The organism is Haloplanus sp. GCM10025708, assembly GCF_042663985.1.
In the GTDB taxonomy this organism is placed as follows: domain Archaea; phylum Halobacteriota; class Halobacteria; order Halobacteriales; family Haloferacaceae; genus Salinirarus; species Salinirarus marinus.
In genome coordinates this window covers 2512456-2530371 of sequence record NZ_JBHSZA010000011.1, presented here as the reverse complement: position 1 = coordinate 2530371, position 17916 = coordinate 2512456, and the positions used below count along the sequence as shown (strand labels likewise).

The 17916-nt window shown below is 69.3% G+C and carries 15 protein-coding genes and 5 pseudogenes; 6 read left to right on the top strand and 14 right to left on the bottom strand.

The features are described from left to right. Positions 1–49: 49 nt before the first annotated feature. Positions 50–469, top strand: a complete 420-nt coding sequence (locus ACFQJD_RS17260) for an HIT family protein (RefSeq protein ID WP_379799860.1) — start codon at positions 50–52, stop codon at positions 467–469. Positions 470–495: 26 nt separating this feature from the next. Here ACFQJD_RS17260 and ACFQJD_RS17255 read toward each other — a convergent pair whose 3' ends face one another. Continuing rightward, positions 496–1671, bottom strand: a complete 1176-nt coding sequence (locus ACFQJD_RS17255; RefSeq protein ID WP_379799858.1) for an MFS transporter — start codon at positions 1669–1671, stop codon at positions 496–498. Between the two features lie 120 nt (positions 1672–1791). Here ACFQJD_RS17255 and ACFQJD_RS17250 point away from each other — a divergent pair, with 120 nt between their 5' ends. Next, on the top strand, positions 1792–2529 hold the full coding sequence (locus ACFQJD_RS17250) for an AAA family ATPase (RefSeq protein ID WP_379799856.1): 738 nt from the start codon (positions 1792–1794) through the stop codon (positions 2527–2529). Here ACFQJD_RS17250 and ACFQJD_RS17245 read toward each other — a convergent pair. Further along, positions 2526–3041 (bottom strand): hypothetical protein, encoded by a 516-nt coding sequence (locus ACFQJD_RS17245; protein ID WP_379799854.1) that lies wholly within the window; start codon positions 3039–3041, stop codon positions 2526–2528. The genes ACFQJD_RS17250 and ACFQJD_RS17245 overlap by 4 nt on opposite strands. A 160-nt stretch (positions 3042–3201) precedes the next feature. On the opposite strand from ACFQJD_RS17245, the pseudogene ACFQJD_RS17240 reads away from it, so the two are divergent. Further along, positions 3202–4064 (top strand): annotated as a pseudogene (locus ACFQJD_RS17240) (transcription initiation factor IIB). On the opposite strand, the gene ACFQJD_RS17235 reads toward ACFQJD_RS17240, so the two are convergent. The 7 genes and pseudogenes from ACFQJD_RS17235 to ACFQJD_RS17205 all read right to left on the bottom strand — a co-directional run bounded on the left by ACFQJD_RS17235 (position 4043) and on the right by ACFQJD_RS17205 (position 11163). Further along, a complete protein-coding gene (locus tag ACFQJD_RS17235; RefSeq protein WP_379799852.1) occupies positions 4043–4705 on the bottom strand; it encodes a P-loop NTPase in 663 nt (220 codons plus the stop codon). The pseudogene ACFQJD_RS17240 and the gene ACFQJD_RS17235 sit on opposite strands and share 22 nt — an antisense overlap. Further along, entirely contained in the window at positions 4702–5445 is a 744-nt protein-coding gene (locus ACFQJD_RS17230) for a hypothetical protein (protein WP_379799850.1), read from the bottom strand. The genes ACFQJD_RS17235 and ACFQJD_RS17230 overlap by 4 nt, the downstream gene beginning before the upstream one ends. 203 nt (positions 5446–5648) lie before the next feature. Then, a complete protein-coding gene (locus ACFQJD_RS17225; protein WP_379799848.1) occupies positions 5649–6218 on the bottom strand; it encodes a hypothetical protein in 570 nt (189 codons plus the stop codon). Then, the gene (locus tag ACFQJD_RS17220) at positions 6215–6487 is read right to left on the bottom strand and encodes a hypothetical protein (RefSeq protein ID WP_379799846.1); all 273 of its coding nucleotides are present in this window, start codon (positions 6485–6487) and stop codon (positions 6215–6217) included. Before ACFQJD_RS17220 ends, ACFQJD_RS17225 begins: the two co-directional genes overlap by 4 nt. Next, complete coding sequence (locus ACFQJD_RS17215; RefSeq protein ID WP_379799844.1) at positions 6484–6822, bottom strand: hypothetical protein; 339 nt, start codon at positions 6820–6822, stop codon at positions 6484–6486. The genes ACFQJD_RS17220 and ACFQJD_RS17215 overlap by 4 nt, the downstream gene beginning before the upstream one ends. A 41-nt stretch (positions 6823–6863) precedes the next feature. Further along, positions 6864–7141, bottom strand: a pseudogene (locus ACFQJD_RS17210) (hypothetical protein). Then, the gene (locus ACFQJD_RS17205; RefSeq protein WP_379799842.1) at positions 7141–11163 is read right to left on the bottom strand and encodes an LAGLIDADG family homing endonuclease; all 4023 of its coding nucleotides are present in this window, start codon (positions 11161–11163) and stop codon (positions 7141–7143) included. Before ACFQJD_RS17205 ends, ACFQJD_RS17210 begins: the two are co-directional and overlap by 1 nt. A gap of 732 nt (positions 11164–11895) precedes the next feature. Between ACFQJD_RS17205 and ACFQJD_RS17200 the strand changes: the two genes are divergently transcribed. Both ACFQJD_RS17200 and ACFQJD_RS17195 read left to right on the top strand, forming a co-directional pair. Continuing rightward, positions 11896–13896, top strand: coding sequence for a MutS-related protein (locus ACFQJD_RS17200; protein ID WP_379799839.1), 2001 nt, complete (start codon positions 11896–11898; stop codon positions 13894–13896). A gap of 89 nt (positions 13897–13985) precedes the next feature. Continuing rightward, positions 13986–15106, top strand: a pseudogene (locus tag ACFQJD_RS17195) (ORC1-type DNA replication protein); the annotation flags it as partial. Here the strand turns inward: ACFQJD_RS17195 and ACFQJD_RS17190 are convergent. From ACFQJD_RS17190 to ACFQJD_RS17170, 5 genes and pseudogenes are all read right to left on the bottom strand, one after another. Beyond that, positions 15107–15799: pseudogene (locus ACFQJD_RS17190) on the bottom strand (SDR family NAD(P)-dependent oxidoreductase); the annotation flags it as partial. A gap of 82 nt (positions 15800–15881) precedes the next feature. Continuing rightward, on the bottom strand, positions 15882–16097 hold the full coding sequence (locus ACFQJD_RS17185; protein ID WP_379799837.1) for a hypothetical protein: 216 nt from the start codon (positions 16095–16097) through the stop codon (positions 15882–15884). Between the two features lie 95 nt (positions 16098–16192). Next, positions 16193–16384, bottom strand: a complete 192-nt coding sequence (locus tag ACFQJD_RS17180) for a hypothetical protein (RefSeq protein ID WP_379799835.1) — start codon at positions 16382–16384, stop codon at positions 16193–16195. Continuing rightward, positions 16321–16701, bottom strand: coding sequence for a hypothetical protein (locus tag ACFQJD_RS17175; protein WP_379799833.1), 381 nt, complete (start codon positions 16699–16701; stop codon positions 16321–16323). The genes ACFQJD_RS17180 and ACFQJD_RS17175 overlap by 64 nt, the downstream gene beginning before the upstream one ends. Further along, positions 16694–17125 (bottom strand): hypothetical protein, encoded by a 432-nt coding sequence (locus ACFQJD_RS17170; protein WP_379799831.1) that lies wholly within the window; start codon positions 17123–17125, stop codon positions 16694–16696. The genes ACFQJD_RS17175 and ACFQJD_RS17170 overlap by 8 nt, the downstream gene beginning before the upstream one ends. A 95-nt stretch (positions 17126–17220) precedes the next feature. Between ACFQJD_RS17170 and rpiA the strand changes: the two are divergent. Then, positions 17221–17915 (top strand): annotated as a pseudogene (gene rpiA / locus ACFQJD_RS17165) (ribose-5-phosphate isomerase RpiA). Position 17916: the final 1 nt, after the last annotated feature.

Below are 17916 nucleotides of genomic sequence, written 5' to 3'. Positions count from 1 at the left end.
CCAGCGGTACATCCGGGAGCCTTTTTCCTCGCCATCGCATCACTCGCCCATGACGGACTGTATCTTCTGTCGCATCGTCGACGGCGACCTCCCGAGTCGAACCGTCTACGAGGACGACCACGTACAGGCGTTCCTCGACGCCAATCCCCTCTCGCGGGGCCACACGCTCGTCGTCCCCAAGTCCCACCACGAACGCGTGCACGACCTGCCCGAATCCCTCGCGTGCGACCTGTTCGCGGCCGTCCACGGGGTGACCGGCCGGGTCGAACGCGCCGTCGACGCCGACGCGACGACGGTGGCGTTCAACGACGGCCCCGCGGCCGGACAGGAGGTCAACCACGTCCACTGTCACGTCGTCCCGCGCTTCGAGGGCGACGGCGGCCGACCCGTTCACGCCGTCGTCGAGGACCGGCCGAACCTGAGCGACGAGGAACTCGACGCGGTAGCCGCGGAGATCTCCGGGGCGTGACGCTCCGGCGAGAGCGACTCCACCGGCTAAACCTCCGGCGCTCGGAGCGACACCGCGAAGCCGGCGACGCCCAAGACGCCGGCCAGGACGAACACAGAGAGGTAGTCGTCCGTCGCCCCGATGAGCCACCCAGCGACGACGGGGGCGAGGAACGCACCGGACGAACTCGCGCCCGTCACGACGGCGACGGCGGTCCCGGCGACGACGGGGTCGACCACCTCGCGCGCGTAGGCGAAAAACGACCCCATCCCCAGTTGGATGAAGAAGCCGGCGACCACTAACAGCACCAGCACGGCCACCACGCCCGACGTCCATCCGAGGACGACCGCCGCCGGCGTTCCGACGAGAAACGAGAGGATGGCGACGGGGCGACGCCGCGAGTCGAACACGTAGTCCGAGACGACGCCACCGCCGAATCGGGAGACGATTCCCACAGTGGGAAACAGCGCCACCAACAGGCCGCCCGTCGCTACGGGGATGCCGACCTCCTGGGTGAAGTAGGTGGGGAGCCACGAGTTGAGCAAGACGAAAAGCGAGAAGGCGAGAAAGGACATGGCACCGACGAGGGCGACGCGCCCGTCGTAGAAGACGCGAGCGAATTCGGCGCGCGTTGGTGTCGACGTCGACCCGCTGCCGACGTGCATCCCGGTGCTCGTCGCCCAGAAGGCCACGAACGGGAGGAGAGCCAGAACGCCCGGAACGACGAAGACGTACTGCCAGCCGAGCGCAGACTCGACGATCGGACCTCCGACCTGCGTCAGCGCGAATCCGGCGGGAGCGCCGGCGGTGAAGATGCCGATGGCCGTCCCTCGTGAAGCGGCCGGGAATGCGCTCCCGATGATGATGACGCTGGCGTTCCAGATGACGACGCTCGCGGTGCCGCCGAGGAGACGGGAGACGAGTAGTGAGGGCACGTCGCCGGCGAGCGCTGCCGCCGTGCCCCACGCTCCGGAGACGGCCAACGCCGCAACGGCACCGGCGACGACCCACCGGGGGTCCCGGCTGTCGACCAGCATGCCGGCGGGGACGCTCGCGAGAATCTGGACGCCGAAGGTGACGCTCACCACGAGGCCAGCGATCGAGGGACCGACCGACAGTCCGGCCATCATCCCCGGCATGGTCCCGGCGGGCGCGATCATGTACGCGTTCGACAGCGTCGAGCAGGCGAGCAAGCCAGCGCCGATACGCCGATGACGAGACACGTTCGGCAGTCACTCCCGTCCGTGTTAAGCCCTGCCGTTGCCGTGTGAAATCCGATATCGTGGCGGCGTCGATCGGCGGGCGACCGAGAGTTTTACACTGACGACGGAAGCAGTCGCCGTATGGCAGGAACTCCCACCGTAGCGCTCGTCGGTGCGACGGGCGGTGCGGGGACGACCCGAACGTGCGTCGAACTCGCCGCGCTTCTCGCGGGCGACGGGCGGACGGTGGCCGTCCTCGACGCCGCCTTCGCGACGCAGGGACTCGCCGACTATCTCGACGGGAGACTCGACCCCGACGTGACGTCGCTGCTGACCGACGCGGCGGACGAACCGCTCGAGAACGGGCTCGTCGAACTCGTCGACGACGCCCCCGGACGCGCGGCGTGTTGTCCGGCGTCCGCGCCGTTCGAGCGACTGGCACGGGCGAAAACCGCCGGCGCGGCGCGCGACTTCGAGGAGCGCATCGACGAGGCGAGCGAGGCGTTCGACGTCGTCCTCGTGGACACGCCGCCCGTCGCGGCGAATCAGGCCGTGGCCGCGGTGAACGCCTGCGACCGGACTGCGCTGGTGACGCCCGCGAGTACGCGCGGCCGGGACGCCGTCCAGCGGATGCGTGACCGACTCGCCGACCTGGCGGCCGACGTCGACGCCGTCGTCTCGACGCGGGGGAACGAGACCGCCGCGGACGTCTCCCTCCCGGAGACGGAGAGCGAAGTGAGCGCGGCACCGTCGGTGGCGACGGACGGGTCGTACGCGACGGCCGTCGCTCGCCTGGGCGAAAAACTGCTCGAAGCCGACGTCGACGTGCCGTCGGACGACGGCGTCTTCGGGTCGGTCAGCGACTACGTCTCGCGTTAGCGGAGATCGGTGGCGGAACTCATCGTCTCGCCGAGGGCGTCGCGTTTGGCGACGCTCGCGTTCGCCTCGGGTTCGAGGACGCCCTCGACGGCGTCGGCGAGTTCGGGCACGGCGTCGTGCGTCTCGACGTAGGTCTGGAGCGCGAACTCCGTCTCGTCAGCGCCCGAGAGGGCGAGCGCGTCGGCCCGCGAAACGTCGCCGGAGAGCCAGTCGCGAACCACCCGCCGGGCGGTGGGCGAGAGCGGGGAGACGCCCGCGACGCCACACCGGTGGAGGACTTTCGCGGCGGTCATCGGCGCGACGCCCGCCTCGCGAGCGCTGTCGCCGACGCTGGTACCGGCCGAATGCGTCTCCAGCACCGTCGCCGCCGCCTCCGGGGTACACGGGAGCGATTCCGCGTGCGAAGAGAGCCGCGAGACGAGGTCCGACTGCGTGGCGTCCACCGTCGGAACGCCCCGCTCGTTCTGGCGTTCCGTTATCTCGATGCCCGCCGCGATGTCCGACAGCCCCATAGCTTCGGTTTGTTACCCGACACGTCTAAAAACTACCGCCGCGACGGCCGGCGATTTTCGAACGTACCGGTAACCGATACGTTGTATCGCCGCTGGGATGGCGGAAATTCCGCGTTCCACCACCCTTTAAATAATGCATCGGGCCGAAACTCCAGTTGTGATGAGTGAGGCACGTACGACGCACTGTCCCGAATGCGACGGCCGACTGAAAGCGAACGACACCGAGACCATCTGCGCGCAATGTGGGCTCGTGGTCGCGGAAGATCACATCGACCACGGCCCGGAGTGGCGCTCGTTCGACGACGACGACACCAACCCCGAACGGACGGGCGCGCCGCTGACCCGATCGCGCCACGACCGCGGCCTCTCGACGGAGATCGGGCGCTCGTCCCGCGTGAAAGGCCGCAAGCGACGGCAGTGGGCGCGGATGCGCCGCCAGCACAGTCGTGCGCAGATTTCGAGCAAGCGGGAGCGCAATCAGGTGTACGCCTTCACCGAGATCCGGCGGCTCGTGAGTTCGCTGTCGCTCCCGCGACACGTCCGCGAGAGCGCGTGTGCGCTGTTCGAGCGCGCGCAGAACGAGGACCTGCTCCGCGGGCGGTCCATCGAGGGGTTCGCGTCGGCCGCCGTCTACGCCACCTGCCGCGTCTCGTCGGTGTCGCGGACCGTCGAGGAGGTCACCGACGCGGCGCGGGCGAGCGAAGGCGAACATCGGGCGGCGTACCGCGCGCTGAATCGCGAACTCGACCTCCCGACCGGCCCCATCGACCCCGCCGAGTACCTCCCCGGTTCGCGACGAAACTCGACCTGGACTCGACTGTCGAACGCCGCGCCCGCGAGTACGTCGACGAAGCACGGGCGCGGGGACTCGTCGCCGGCAAGAACCCCAGCGGCGTCGCTGCGGCCTGCCTCTACACCGCCGCCGTCGAGGAGAGTGCCGGCCTGACACAGCAACGCGCCGCCGACGTCGCCGACGTGACGCCGGTGACGGTCAGAAACACCTACACTGCCTTACAGGACTGAACTGCCGCCGCGAGGTTCTCGACGCTCCGTGCCGCCTCGCTCTCCGGCGCGGCTCGAACGACCGGCCTGTTCTCGGCTATCGACTTTCCGACCCGTGGGTCCGCCGGCACGACGGTGACGGGCGCGCCGAGGGCGCGTTCGACCGCCTCGGTCGGCGGCGACTCCACGACTCGATTGACGGCGACGCCGACGAGTCCAGCGTCGAGTTCGCGCGCCAACTCCCGCGTCCGCATCGCGTCGGCGAGCGCGAATCGACGGGGCGACGCGACGACGAGACAGGCGTCGGCGACGGCCAGCGGAACCCCCACGTCGGCGCGCAACCCCGCCGGACAGTCCACGACGACGTCGCCGTACTCGTCGGCGACGGCGCGGATCGCGTCACCGAGGCCGCGCACGTCCGCGGCGCGGGCCCCCGAGAGCGACCGGCCACAGGGGAGCAGTCGCACTCGCCCCTCACGGACGGCTTCGACGGGGTCCGCTCGCCCCGCCAGGACGTCGTGGAGGTCGGGACCCGGTCCGGTCGGTAGGTCCGCCATCCCGAGATCGGCGTCGACGACGACGGCCGCGAGCGCCGCGCCGAGGTTGTAGCTCAGCGTCGTCTTGCCGACGCCGCCTTTCCCGCCCGCGACGGCGACGATCACGCCAACCTCCGGAGCGCGTCGACGGGCACGTCCGTCTCCTCCGCTCGGTCGGCCAGTCGCTCGGCCGCGGTCGCGACGGCCCGCAACGCATCGGCGTCGGCAGTCAGCGTCTCCGGGAGCGACGTTACGGCGTCGAGGCCGCCCGCCGATTCGAGGACGTCGGCCGCTTCGACCACCGACGCGTCCGTCAGACCCTCGCCGTATTCGACGCGGCGTTCGACCGCTTCGAGCCACGTCGCCACCGACTCCGGCAGCTCCTCGTCGGTCCCGTCCGGGAGGCGGTTCGCCGACGGGAAATCGACCGGCGGCGTCACGCGCTCGGCGACCGTCGGTTCGGCCGTACCGTCCGCCGGACGCGTCGTCTCGGCGTCGTCGGGTGCCGCCGAGCGAGAAGCGGTCGCCGACGACGGAGACGGCTCCGCTCCCGTCGGTTCCGCGTCGCCCGCCCCGCCCGAGTCGGGGGTGGGGAGCGTCGACTCGTCGTCGACGTCGCAGGACGTCTCGCCGGCGTCGTCCCGGCCCTCGTCGGCGTCGTCGCCTCCGTCACCGACCGTCGGGAGCGGAACCGCGTCCGCGGGCGGCGACGGGTCGCCGAGTTCGCGTATCGCCGACTCGGCCGTCGTGCCGTCGTCGGGGTCGTCGACGCGTCCCTCGTCGGTGACAGACACCGGTGGTCGTTCGACCGACGCGGGACACGCGTATCCCAGCGACACCCGATCGTCGGCCGCGACGACGCCCACGAACCCCTCGTCGTCCCACCCGCGTTCGGGGACCCCTGCCGTCGCGGCGGAAGGACGTCCCCCGCCAGTTCGTTCTCGACGCGAACCCGTCGATCGACGGGCGTCGGGTTGTGTAGTTCGACCGTGACCAGCGCCATCCCGTCGACGGCGTCGACGGACCAGCCCACGTTCATAGCGGGGATGGTCGCGTCATTCGATTTAAATCACGGCCGGGGAAGCCGAACGACGGGCGCGTCGAGGCGGTCGGCGGCCGTCGCGGCGTCGTCGAACCGATCGGCCGCGAGGACGACAGGTGCACGGAGAGGTGCGACGCGGGCGACGCCGAGGGCCGCCGTCACCGCGTCGCCGTCGTACTCTCCGGGTTCGCCGCCGGCGTCGCCGTCGCCGGGGAGCGTCGCGACGGCGGCGGTGAACTCGTCGTAGACGGTCGCCGCGAGGTCCGCCCGCGCCCCGCGTTCGAGATTGGCGAGGCGGTCCGCCAGTTCGAGGCGTCGCTCCCGGCGGTCACGCGCGGCGCGTTCCCGCGCCTCCGCCCGGGAGAGCGACTGCTCCGCAGCGATGCGTTCCGTCTCGACTTCCGAGAGTTCGGTGATAGCGGACTCGAGTTCGGCCTCCGCGTCGGCCGCCGTCTCCCCGTCCGCCTCGCGGAGGGCCTGCACGCGGCCGCGGAGTGCCGCCACGCGTTCGCGCAGGTGCGCCTCGTCGTCGCCCGCCTCCGCGACTCGGCGGCGTATCGCCGCCACGTCGATGCCGTCCACCTCGAACTCCGTCAACTGCGTCCGGAGGTCCTCGATAGCCTCTCGCTGTGGTGCCTCGTGACCGAGGGCCCGCGCAGTCGTCGCCAGCGCACCTCGAAGGTCGAACGCGTCGACGGGGGAATCAGGCCGACGTAGTCGTGGACGGGCGTCGGCGACGGACAGGAGACGGATACCCCGTCGACGTCCTCGCCGCGGACTGCCCGGGCGACGGCCGCCGCCGAGACGCCGGCGTCGACGTCTATCGCCCGTCCCTCGTAGGTCCGGCCGGCGACGACGGCGTTCATAGCTCGCTGGCGTCGAGTCGCTCCGGGTCGGGGTGGTCGGTGCCGGCGGCGAATTTGGCGTACGGCGTGCTCGGCTTATCTCGCTTCTCGTAGGCCGCGGCCGCCTCCTGGACCGACTCGGGGACGTCCTCGTACTCGTTGAGCGGCGTCGTCCGCTCTATCTGCACCTCGGAGCCGTGTTTCTCGCGCAGGCGCAAGGCGAGAAACGCGCCGAGTTCGGTCGCTTCGAACAGGGCCGCCCGACCGAACCGGCGAACCACCGTCGCCTCGTGACTCCGACAGACGTTCCGGAGCGTCGTCCGCGCCGCCTGCGAGTACGTCACCACTAACAGCACGATGGCGACTGCACGGAGCGCCGACGTAAAAGTATCGTCGGTCAGTTGAGGGGTTCGACGTCGAACGCGGGCGGGTCGTCCATCAGGCCGCGAATCCGCTCGTGCGCCGCCGACGGGGAGGCGGCGACGACGACGACGCCGTCGACGCGGTCCGGCCCCGTCGCCCGGTAGGCCGACTTTCCTCCTCGCTCTCGAACTCCGTCGCGTACGTCCGCAGGATGGTCGCCACCCGGCGTTCGGTCGCCGCGAGATCCGTCTCCCCGCGTTCGAACTCGCGGAGGGCTTGCTCGACGTTGCGGAGGGCGGAGATGCGGTCCATCAGGTGGTCCGCAAGTGATCGGCTTTTGGCTGGTACAGCTCGCCTCGAGTCTTGAGCTTCTCGATTTCGTCTTCGGCCCGCGAGCGGTCCATGCCGATCTCGTCGGCGCGTTCGAGCACCTTCTCGACCGGCGCGCCCTCCTCGTAGTCGTCCTCGATGTCGGCGATGAGATGCTTGAGGTTCTTGATGCGGTCGCGCTGGCTCTTGGAGGTGCCCGTCTCGACCACGTCGGCGTCGAACTGACCCGTCTCGGGATCGACGCCGATGTCCTGCAGACAGGAGCGGACGATCTCGATGACGCGCTCGGCGTCCTCGCGTTCGACGGTATCCGAGAGGCGGACGCGGGCGCTGGCCTCCGAGAGACGGACCAGCGCTTCGAGCTTCCGCGCCGTCACCGGAACCGGGGCGTCCTCGTCGGTGCCTTTCTCGCGAAGGTCGACGTAGAACTCCCGGATGGCCGCCTTCGCTTCGTCGGTCATCGCCGGGAAGCAACTGCGCTTGGCGTAGGCGATGTATTTGCGCATGAGGCCCGGGTCGATTTCCGGAGCGACGTTCTCGGTGACGTCGTCGACCTGTTCCTGCGTGTACTCCGAGTTGGTCATCCGGGTGCGCTGGGTGTTCAACTCGCCCGCGTAGTTCGTCTGCAGGATGTGGTCGGCGAGGTTGGCGTCCTTCTCGGGGTCGGGCTGGTCCGTCACCGTGAAGATGAGGTCGAACCGCGAGATGAGCGCGGGTTCGAGGTCTATCTGCTCGCCGATGGGTTCGTACTGGTCGAAGCGGCCGTATTTGGGGTTCGCCGCGCCGAGGAGCGAACACCGCGCTTTGAGGGTGGCGTTGATGCCCGCCTTCGAGATGGAGATTTTCTGCTGTTCGAGGCCTTCGTGCATCGCGGAGCGGTCCTCGGAGTTGTGGACGACGAGCCCGTTCGCCACGAAGTTGTGCGTCCCCTGGACGGTCAGGTCGTAGACCTTGGGGTCGGTTCGGGTCTCGATGGCGTCGAGAAGGCCGGCGACGGCGTCGTGTCGTGCCCGGATGCGTTCGAGGGCGGCGTCACGAACCTCGTCGAAGCGGTCGGTGTCGACGACGCCACGGAACCAGCGTGAGACGGTCGAGCCCGCCACGTCGAGGTCCGACGCGAGCGACGCGTAGGAGACGTCGTATCGGTCGAGTTCGACCCAGAGGTCGTCCCACGAGTCGGCGTCGACGTCGTTGGCGAGAAGCGAGCGAGCGCGAGATTCGGCGGCCGAGACGGGGCAGCCGAGGAGGGTTGCGAGGTCGTTTCGAAGGACGGAGAGCCGGTCGTCGGCGTCCGCTGCGGCGACGGAATCGACGGCGTCGACGCGACGCCACTTCACGTCACCGCGGACGAGGGAGCGAAACACGTCGAACTCCGCGTCCGCGACGCTGGCGACGACGTCACGAAGTCGGTTCCGAACGAGGGCGCGGAGTTCCTCGTCGTCGCCCCAGCGAGCAGAAATCGTCGGCTGTGAGACGTCCGCCTCGTCGGCAATCTCGGCCTGTGAGACGTGGTACGTCCCTTTCAGCTCGGCGAGCGTGTCCCACGAACACGGCGTCGAGAGTCGTTCGCGGTCAGTTTCGGCGTCTCGAACACGCGACTCGAACGCGTCGAGGACGGTCCGCGCCCGATGGAGCGAGACGTCCGCCCGCCCACACTCGAAGTCGGCGTACGTACCGGCAGGCAACCCACACTCCGACTGGTGGAGACGGAGCGATTCCCGAATCGCCCGCAGTCGGTCACCGATTCCGGGAACGACGTCGAGGATAGTCCGGTCACCGGAGGCGTTCTCGCAGACGGTATCGAGCGCCGCCTGTTTCCGGTCGAGCACGAAGCCGACGTGGCGGTTGTACGCCGATAGCGAATCGGCGGCCGTGATAGCGAGGACGTGGATGTCACGCTTCTCCGATTTCTCACGCGTCTGAATCTGCGAGGAGATTCCGAACTCCAACAGGAGGCTCTTTGTCCCCAACAGGAGTTCGTAACTGGCGGAGTAGATCCGAACGTTTCCCGTCCGCGTATCGACCGAGCCTTCGCTGTCGGCGAGCGCCCGGACGAACGCCGCTTTCGCCTCTCGCGTCAGGTCGGTCACGCCGTCGGGGAAGGCTTTCCCGTCGTACGTTTCGAGGTTCATCCCGGCGTCGAGGACGGCGTCGGCGTAAGCCTTGCCGGGGAGGCGGACCGTCTCCACGCCGTCGTCGCGCCGCTCGCTCGGTGGGCGGACCGGGTCGGCGTCGAACGCCGCCCGACAGGCGCGTTCGAAATCCACGAGGAGTCGCTCCTCCGCGTTCGTGAATCGGATGCCGTAACTCCCGCCGGCGCGGTCGTAGAAGACGTTGCCGTCGCCGGAGAGATAGCCGAGAATCGCGCCGAGTGCGGCCGCCGAGTCCCGTTCGGCGGGGCGCGTCTCCGCGGCGGCGACTCCGCCGTCGCTCGCCGCGTCCGGGAGCGCCCGTGGAACGTACACCCAGTCCCCGGCTTCGAGGTCCGCGGCGGGTTTCTCCACGCGATTCCCGTCTTCGAAGACGAAATACGGGTGGTCGTCGGTCGCGGTCACCGTCTCCCCGGATTCGAGACGGACTTCGGTCAGGTCGTCGGGCGCGTCGTACTCGTGGATTGCGGTCACCGGCCGACTGACGAGTCGGCCGTCGTCGGTCATCGTCCACGCGTCGAAGTCGACGTCGCGAATCGTCCGCCCGTTCGGAAGGGTTTCGATAGCCCCGTCGTCGGCCGCCTCCCGCGCCAGTTCGCCGATGCGTCGAACGCGGCCGTCGCCGAGGTGGACGAGCGTGTCGCCGGTCACACAGCGCATCTTGTCCAACTCGTCGATAGCGGCGATACCCTTGTCCGCGAGGACGAGCGCCCCCGCCTCCAGTGTCCACTGCTGGCCGTCGCTGAAGTCGTCGCGGACGGCCGCGGCAGTGAGACCCGCCGCCGACGACCCCTTGCCGGAGGTGTAGACCGAGCGTGGCGCAACGTTTTGGATATATGATAAGAGCTGGCTCTTCCCGGTGCCAGGGTCACCGATGAGAAGCATATGCAGGTCGCCACGAATCCGCGACCCGTCGGGGAGATGTTTGGTGACGCCCGAAAAGAGCTGGAGAATCATGGCGAGTTTCTCCTGGTCGTAGCCGTAGATGGAGGGAGCCACGGAGTCGACCATTCGCTCGTAGATGTCGTCGTCGTCGGAGAGTTCGACGATTTCCCGGACGTCGTCCTCGGTGATGTCCATATCCTCGAACTCTTCGTCCTCGATCTCGACGCTGACGCCGTCCATGTAGAGGTCGAAGATTGCCGACTTCTCCTGTTCGGACCCCTGCTGTTCGATGTGGAGGACGCCCGTGACGGTGACGTGGTCGCCGGCGGTCACCTTGCCGGTGACGTCGTCTTCGATGTCGACGTCGATGCTCTGGGGCGTCTCGCCGCCGCGCAGGCCCTCGGGGCTCTCCTGGATGCGGAGTTTCTGCGAGTCGACGAACTCGGACTGATCGTAGTTGACTCGGAAGGGACCCTGTCGCTCACAGCCCTGACACTCGTGGGGTTCCTGAAAGCTCCCGTCGGTCTGGGGGATGTAGGTCATAGTGCCACAGCGCTGGCACTCGAACGCGGCCTCCGTGATCTTGGGTCGAACGTCCGTCGCCTTGCGGACGATACCCTGGACGCTGACGAGTTTGCCGACGTGGTCGTCGTGGACCCGGATGTCGCGGATGTCGACGTGGTCGTCGAGGTTCCGCACCCGGACGTGGGCCTGCCCGAGTTTGACGTCCGCGGGCAGGTCGTAGAGGCGGAGCGCCTCCTCGGCGTACTCCCGGAGTTGGTCCGGCTGGGTGCGGTAGTCCTCGGCGAGGTCCGGATCGAACGTGTAGAGGTCGTCGTAATCGATGTAGAGCGAGCGCTGTTCGTTGGGGTAGCGCTGGGCGAGTGTGCTTATCTCGTCGCGGTAGTAGTTGCGAAAGAACCGACCGAACCGGTCGATGAGTTCCTGGTTCTGCGACGATTGCGCCATCGACAGTGGGTTGGTCGTCATCGGTTAAGGTGTTTTGCTTCGAATAGGCCGTCGTCGGGTCGAGTGGAATCGGTGGGGTAGTGACCTCGAAAGCCCTCGTATTCGTCGACGAGACGGAGACGACAGTGACCTCGAAAGCCCCGCCCAACGGCCTCCCCTCCCCAGCCACGGGTGCCCGCCCGGAAGCGGGCACGATACCCTCGCGCGCTATGGTCGCGCGACGGAGCGCGCGACAGCGCGCGCCGCTCGATTCGTCCGGTCAACGGGCGCGGCTCGCTGTTTTATCAGCGAGCCACGGGGAGGGTCCGGCGGTTGCGGTCCCTGGGGGACTGAAAGGGCGAGGCGGTCTCGGGGAAGCACGGCGACGTAAGCACAGCGAGACGGCAAAGCCGTCTCGCAAGCCGTGCGGGCGACTCGCGTGTCGCCCGCACGACACCGCAGGCCGAAGGCCGAGGCGCGTGGTTCGAAAGGCGCAAAGCGCCTTTCGTCATCACGAGAGAGCTCTGCTCTCTCGAACGACAGCGAGAGTCTCGCGAGCGGAGCGAACGAGACCTCGGGAGAGCTTTGCTCTCCCGGTGCGCGCGACCCGAGAGCGCCGAGGGCTTTCGAGGGCACAGTCACTCTCACGCAGGGTCATTCGAAGGCGTTCGAGGACACCCGGACACCGACTCATCCGAAGGATCGAACGAACTACCCGCAACGTTTTGACCGATGGGGCGATACTACCCCCGAATGGAACTGACGGCCATCCCGGGGGTCGGCGAGAAGACGGCGGCGGCGCTGTCGGAACTCGACGACGCCGAGCGCGCGCTCCGGGAGGGCGACGTAGCGGCGTTGGCACGCGCCCCGGGCATCAGCGACGGGCGGGCGGCGGCCATCGCCCGGGCGGCCATCCGCCGCGAACACGGCGACGGCGGCGACTTCCTCGCCACGGAGAGAGCGGACGAAATCTACCGCGACGTCCTCTCGCTGCTACAGGCGCGGACGGTGACTGACTACGCCGCCAAGCGACTGGAGACGTTTTTCCCCACCGCGTCGACGTCGCGCATCGAGGAGGTTCGCGCGTTCGCCGAACGGGCGGCGGAACGCGACCCCGACCCGGCCGTGCTCGACGCCCTCGACGGCGTCGAACCGCTCCGCCCCGCGCCCACGGTTCGCGTCCGGGAGCGCTGTCTCGCCACGACGGACGCCGAGACGTACGCCGCCGCCGAGCGGGCGATCCCCGAACTCTCGGTCGAGGTGGTAGACGACGCCCGCGACCTCTCGGAACTCGCGCGGTCGTACTCGGCCGTCGTGGCGCTGGACGAGACGTTCGCCGGCGTGGACGTGACCGGCGACGTGCGCGTCGAACCGAACGCCCTCGACGACCCCCACGAGGTCGTCCCCGAGCGACTGCTCGCCTTCTTCGCCGAGAATCGCGAACGCCTGCTGGCGGCCGCCGACGTCCACGAAGCGGCCGACGTGGACCCGCCCTGTGACCTCGCCGACTTGCGCGACGCGCTCTCCCGACTGGACGACGACGGCACCGTCGCCGGCGACGACGAACTCGACCGACTCACCGCCGCCGTCAACGACCTCGACGCCGCCATCTCCACCGCCGAATCCGTCGCCAACGACCACCTCCGCGACGTCATCCGCGAACGCGACGTCACCATCGAGGGGACCGACTTCCTCTCGCTGGTCGAACAGGGGGCGCGGGTCGATACGCTCCTCACGCGCGAGTTGGCGGACGAGTTCGACACGGCTCTCGAACGCGCCCGCGACCACCTCGTGGAGAGCCTCGGCATCGGCGCGGACCAGGCCGACCTCGTGGAGCGCGTCTTCGCGGGCGACCCCTCCTTCCCGATCGAGCGAAACGAGGAGGCCGTCTCGCGCCTCCGGACGGAACTCACGGCGGCGCGAGACCGGCGCGCCGAGCGACTGAAATCCGATCTCGCGCGGGATCTGGGCGCGTTACGTGACCCCGTCGAGGAACTGGTCCGGGACGCGCTCGAACTCGACGTCGAACTCGCGATTGCCCGGTTCGTCCGCGATTTCGACTGCACGATGCCGACGTTCGCGGGCGAGGGCTTCGACGTCGAGGGCGGGCGATCGCCCCTCCTCGACGTCGACTTCGCAGCCGTCGACCCCGTCGACTACGGCGTCTCGGGCGTGACGCTCCTCTCCGGCGTCAACAGCGGCGGGAAGACCTCCACGCTCGATCTGGTGGCCGTCGTCGTCGTGCTGGCGCACATGGGACTGCCGGTGCCGGCCGAGGACGCCCGCATCGGCCGCGTCTCGGAACTCCACTACTACGCCAAGACGCAGGGAACGCTGGACGCCGGAGCCTTCGAGAGCACGATCCGCGAGTTCGCCGACCTCGCCGAGGGGGCCGACGACCGACTCGTCCTCGTCGACGAACTGGAGAGCATCACCGAACCGGGAGCGAGCGCGAAGATCGTCGGCGGCATCCTCGAAGCGCTCGACGAACAGGACGCCACGGCCGTCTTCGTCTCCCACCTCGCCGAAGAGATCCGGGCCGTCGCCGACTTCGACGTCGCCGTCGACGGTATCGAGGCCGTGGGACTGGTGGACGGCGAACTCCGGGTGAACCGCTCGCCCGTCAAAGATCACCTCGCGCGATCGACGCCCGAACTCATCGTCGAGAAACTCGCGGACGAGGCGACGTCGGGCGACGTCGCCGGCGACGCCGACTTCTACGACCGACTGCTGGAGAAGTTCGACGGGGAGTAATTCCCGTCAGCCACGCGTCCGCCGTGTGCGCCACCTGTCCGACGGAATCGCGGCAAGCGTTAAGTATCCGCCCGAGCGTGGTGAAAGTGATGACGGACGACCCCGAAGAGGGGATGCTGTCGTGGGACGAATCCGTCTTCCGGGACGAACACGTCTTCGAGATCGATTACGTCCCGGAGGCGTTCAACCACCGCGAGAGCCAACTGGAGAGTCTGAAATACGCCCTCCGACCAGCGGTGCGCGGCTCTCGTCCCCTGAACACGATGGTTCGCGGCCCGCCGGGGACGGGCAAGACGACGGCCGTCCAGAAGTTGTTCGGCGAACTCACCGGCCAGCCCGACGTCCGCACCGTCCGCGTGAACTGCCAGCTCGATTCGACCAGGTACGCCGTCTTCTCCCGCGTCTTCGAACACATCTTCGAGTACGAACCCCCTCCTCGGGCATCTCGTTCAAGAAACTGTTCGGCCAGATCACCGACCGCCTCGTCGAGGAGGAGGAGGTCCTCGTCGTCGCCCTCGACGACGTGAACTACCTGTTCTACGAGAACGAAGCCTCGGACACGCTCTACTCGCTGCTGCGCGCCCACGAGGGCCACACCGGCGCACGAATCGGCGTCATCGTCGTCTCCTCGGACCTCGCGCTCGACATCATGGACGAACTCGACGGGCGCGTCCAGAGCGTCTTCCGCCCCGAGGAGGTGTACTTCCCCCGGTACGATCAGCGCGAAATCGTCGACATCCTGGGCGAACGAGTGGAGAGGGGGTTCCACGACGGCGTCATCGGCCCGCAGGAACTCGACCACGTGGCCGAACTCACCGCCGAGAGCGGCGACCTGCGGGTGGGGATCGAACTCCTGCGCCGCGCAGGGCTGAACGCCGAGATGCGCGCGAGCCGGGCGATCAGCGCCGACGACGTCGAGAAGGCCTACGACAAGTCGAAGTACGTCCACCTCTCGCGGTGTCTGCGCGAACTCTCCGACTCCGAGCGCGCGCTGGTGGAGGTCATCGCCGACTACGACGGCGAACAGGCCGGGGCCATCTACGAGGCGTTCCACGAGGACACGGGGCTCGGATACACCCGCTACTCCGAAATCGTCAACAAACTCGACCAGTTGGGCGTCATCGAGGCCGACTACGCCGACGTCGAGGGACGCGGCCGATCGCGGGCGCTCTCGCTCGCCTACGACGCCGGAGCGGTGCTCGACCGGCTCGAACTCCTCGACGTGGGGACGCAGGTCGAGTTCGAGCGTCCACGCACTCCGGTTCTGTTCGGCCAACCGCCAGTACGTCTCGGCGACGTCGTCCGGGTCGAGATACGCCTCGGGATCGGCCACGTCCGCATCGGGGCGTATCTGCCCGTCGATGACGACGTGGGCGACGTGGACGCCCTCGGGGCCGAGTTCCCGCGCCATCGACTCCGCGATGCCGCGGACGGCGAATTTGGCGGCCGAGAAGCCGACCGCCCCCTCGCGGCCACGCACCGACGTCGTCGCGCCGGTGAAGACGACCGTTCCGCCGTCGCCCGCGACCATGTCCTCGACGGCCTCCTGTGCACAGAGAAAGCCCCCGCGCGGCCCGACTTCCCACGCCCGGTCGAGTTCGTCGACCGAGACGTCACGGAGGCCCTTCCACGCCGCGCCGCTGGCGTTGTTGACGAGGACGTCTACGGGGCCGAACGCCTCCCGAATCTCCGCGAACGCCTCGCGGACGGCCGACTCGTCGGTCAGGTCGGTGGGGACGGCCAGCCCCGATCCCTCGGTGCCGTCCAGTTCGGCGGCGAGACCGTCGAGGTAGGACGCCGACCGCGCCAGTAGCGCGACGTCACATCCTTCCGTGGCGAACCGGTGGGCGACGGACGCCCCGAGACCGGGGCCGACGCCCGCGACGACGACTGTGCGTGCCATACGCCGTCGTCGACCGGGGGAGCAAAACGTTTGGGCGCGATCGGGCGGGCGCGTCGAACGGGGTTCGGACCGGCCGGGAGCACTACCCGGTAATCGGGAAGACGCTGTCGTAGAGAGCCCAGAGCGCGCCCAGTGCGGTGAGCGTGCCGACGAGTTTCCCGACGCCCGCGGCCGTCGTGGCGAAGCCGCGAGTCGCGTTCACGACGTCGGCGAGCAGGACGACACAGATTCCGAGGAGGAAGACGACGACGAGTAACAACTGACGGATCGAGAGGCGGGGTCGATCGGGGGAACTCATGTGCGTGACGTGTCTCGCTTCGCCGAATAGCGCTTTTGCCTCGGCGTCGAGCCGCCGCGTCCCTCGCGGCCGGCGGTCACGGGAGCCACCGCCGATTACTCGGCCGCGACCCGCCGCGCGGCGTCGACGACGAGCAAGTCGAGCGTCGCGAACCCGACGCCGATCAGCGCGCCCACGAGCGGGGAGAACGCGGTGCCGAGAAGCGCGAAGATGGCGACGAACGTTAGGTCGCCCGTCGCGCTCGCGATAGCGACGAGGAGGCCGTAGAAGAACGCGAGGCCGGCCACCGCGCCCCACTTCCCGCCCGCGGCGACGGTCGGCCGGGGGCGGAGAAGTCGGCCTCGGTCAGCCACCGTCGGTTCGTCGCCCACGTCACCCCCCACAGCAGGAGGTAGAGCGCGAGGCCGACCCCCGTTCCGACGCCGTGCAGGAGCGACCCGAGCGCCCCGACGCGGTGGAGGATAGCGACGGGGACGACGACGAGGACGGCGACGTGAAAGCTCGCCAACCCCCACGCGAGAAGCGGGTCCGAGGCGGGGACCGCCGTCGGGTCGGTGGTCGTCGCATCGGCGGTCGCCGCACCGGCGTCGCCGGCGTCAGCCATGGGCGAGGACCTCCCCGAGCGCGACGACGGCGACGAGCGAGAGCGTCGTCGCGGCGTAGCCGCGTTCGAGAGCCGTCTTGTCCGGGGCGGAGCGCTGCCGCCACGCGACGACGACGGCCGTACGGACGGCCGACAGCAGGAGAATCGCGGCGACCAGCAGGAGCTTGAGCGTGAGCGTCGCCCCCCACCGGCCGCGAGGGAGCGACGGCGTGAACGCGCCGAGGTTGCCGACGCCCGTCATCACGAGCGTCCCCAGCGCGGCCCAGAAGGCGAACTCGTAGACGGTGGCGACGGCGAGCGACGCCTCGCCCGGGGCGGAGCGTCGGCCGACGGCCCACGTGAGGGCGGCCCCGCCGACGGCGACGGCCACGCCGAGGACGTGCAACCAGCGAACGAAGAGGTGCGCGAGGGCGAGGGGAACCATGCGCGGGCGTACTCACGGGGGTCGTAAGTAGCCACCCCTCCGTGACTCGCTTTCCGAATCGGGCGGTTTTGGCGCGCGCGGTGCTGACACCGCGTATGAAGACCACTGGCGGGAGCGACGCCGCGAAACGCCGCGCCGGGGAACACGCGGCCGAACTCGTGACCGACGGGAGCGTCGTCGGCCTGGGGACGGGCAGCACCGCCGCCCACGCCATCCGCGCACTGGGCCGCGCAGTCGACGCCGGCCTCGACGTCCGGGGCGTCGCTACGTCGTACGCCTCGCGCCGACTCGCGCGCGACGTCGGGATACCGCTCGTCGCGCTCGAAGCGGTCGACCGGGTGGACGTCGCCATCGACGGCGCGGACCGCGTCGCCGACGGCGACCTGATCAAGGGCGGCGGGGCGGCCCACGCCCGCGAGAAGGTGGTCGCGGCGGCCGCCGATCGGTTCGTCGCCGTCGTCGACCCGTCGAAACTGGCCGCGACGCTGGACCGGGCGGTCCCGGTCGAGGTGTTACCCGACGCACAGGCGCTGGTGGCGCGGCGCGTCCGCGACGCCGGCGGCGACCCGACGCTCCGGACCGCCGACCGGAAAGACGGTCCCGTCGTCACCGACAACGGCAACCTCGTCCTCGACTGCGACTTCGGCGAGATCGCCGATCCCGGGGGCTGGCGGCCGACCTCTCGTCGACCCCGGGCGTCGTCGAGCACGGCCTGTTCGTCGGCGTCGCCGACGAGATTCACGTCGGCCGCGAGGACGGCGTCGAGGTGCTGCCGGCGGCCGACGAGTGAG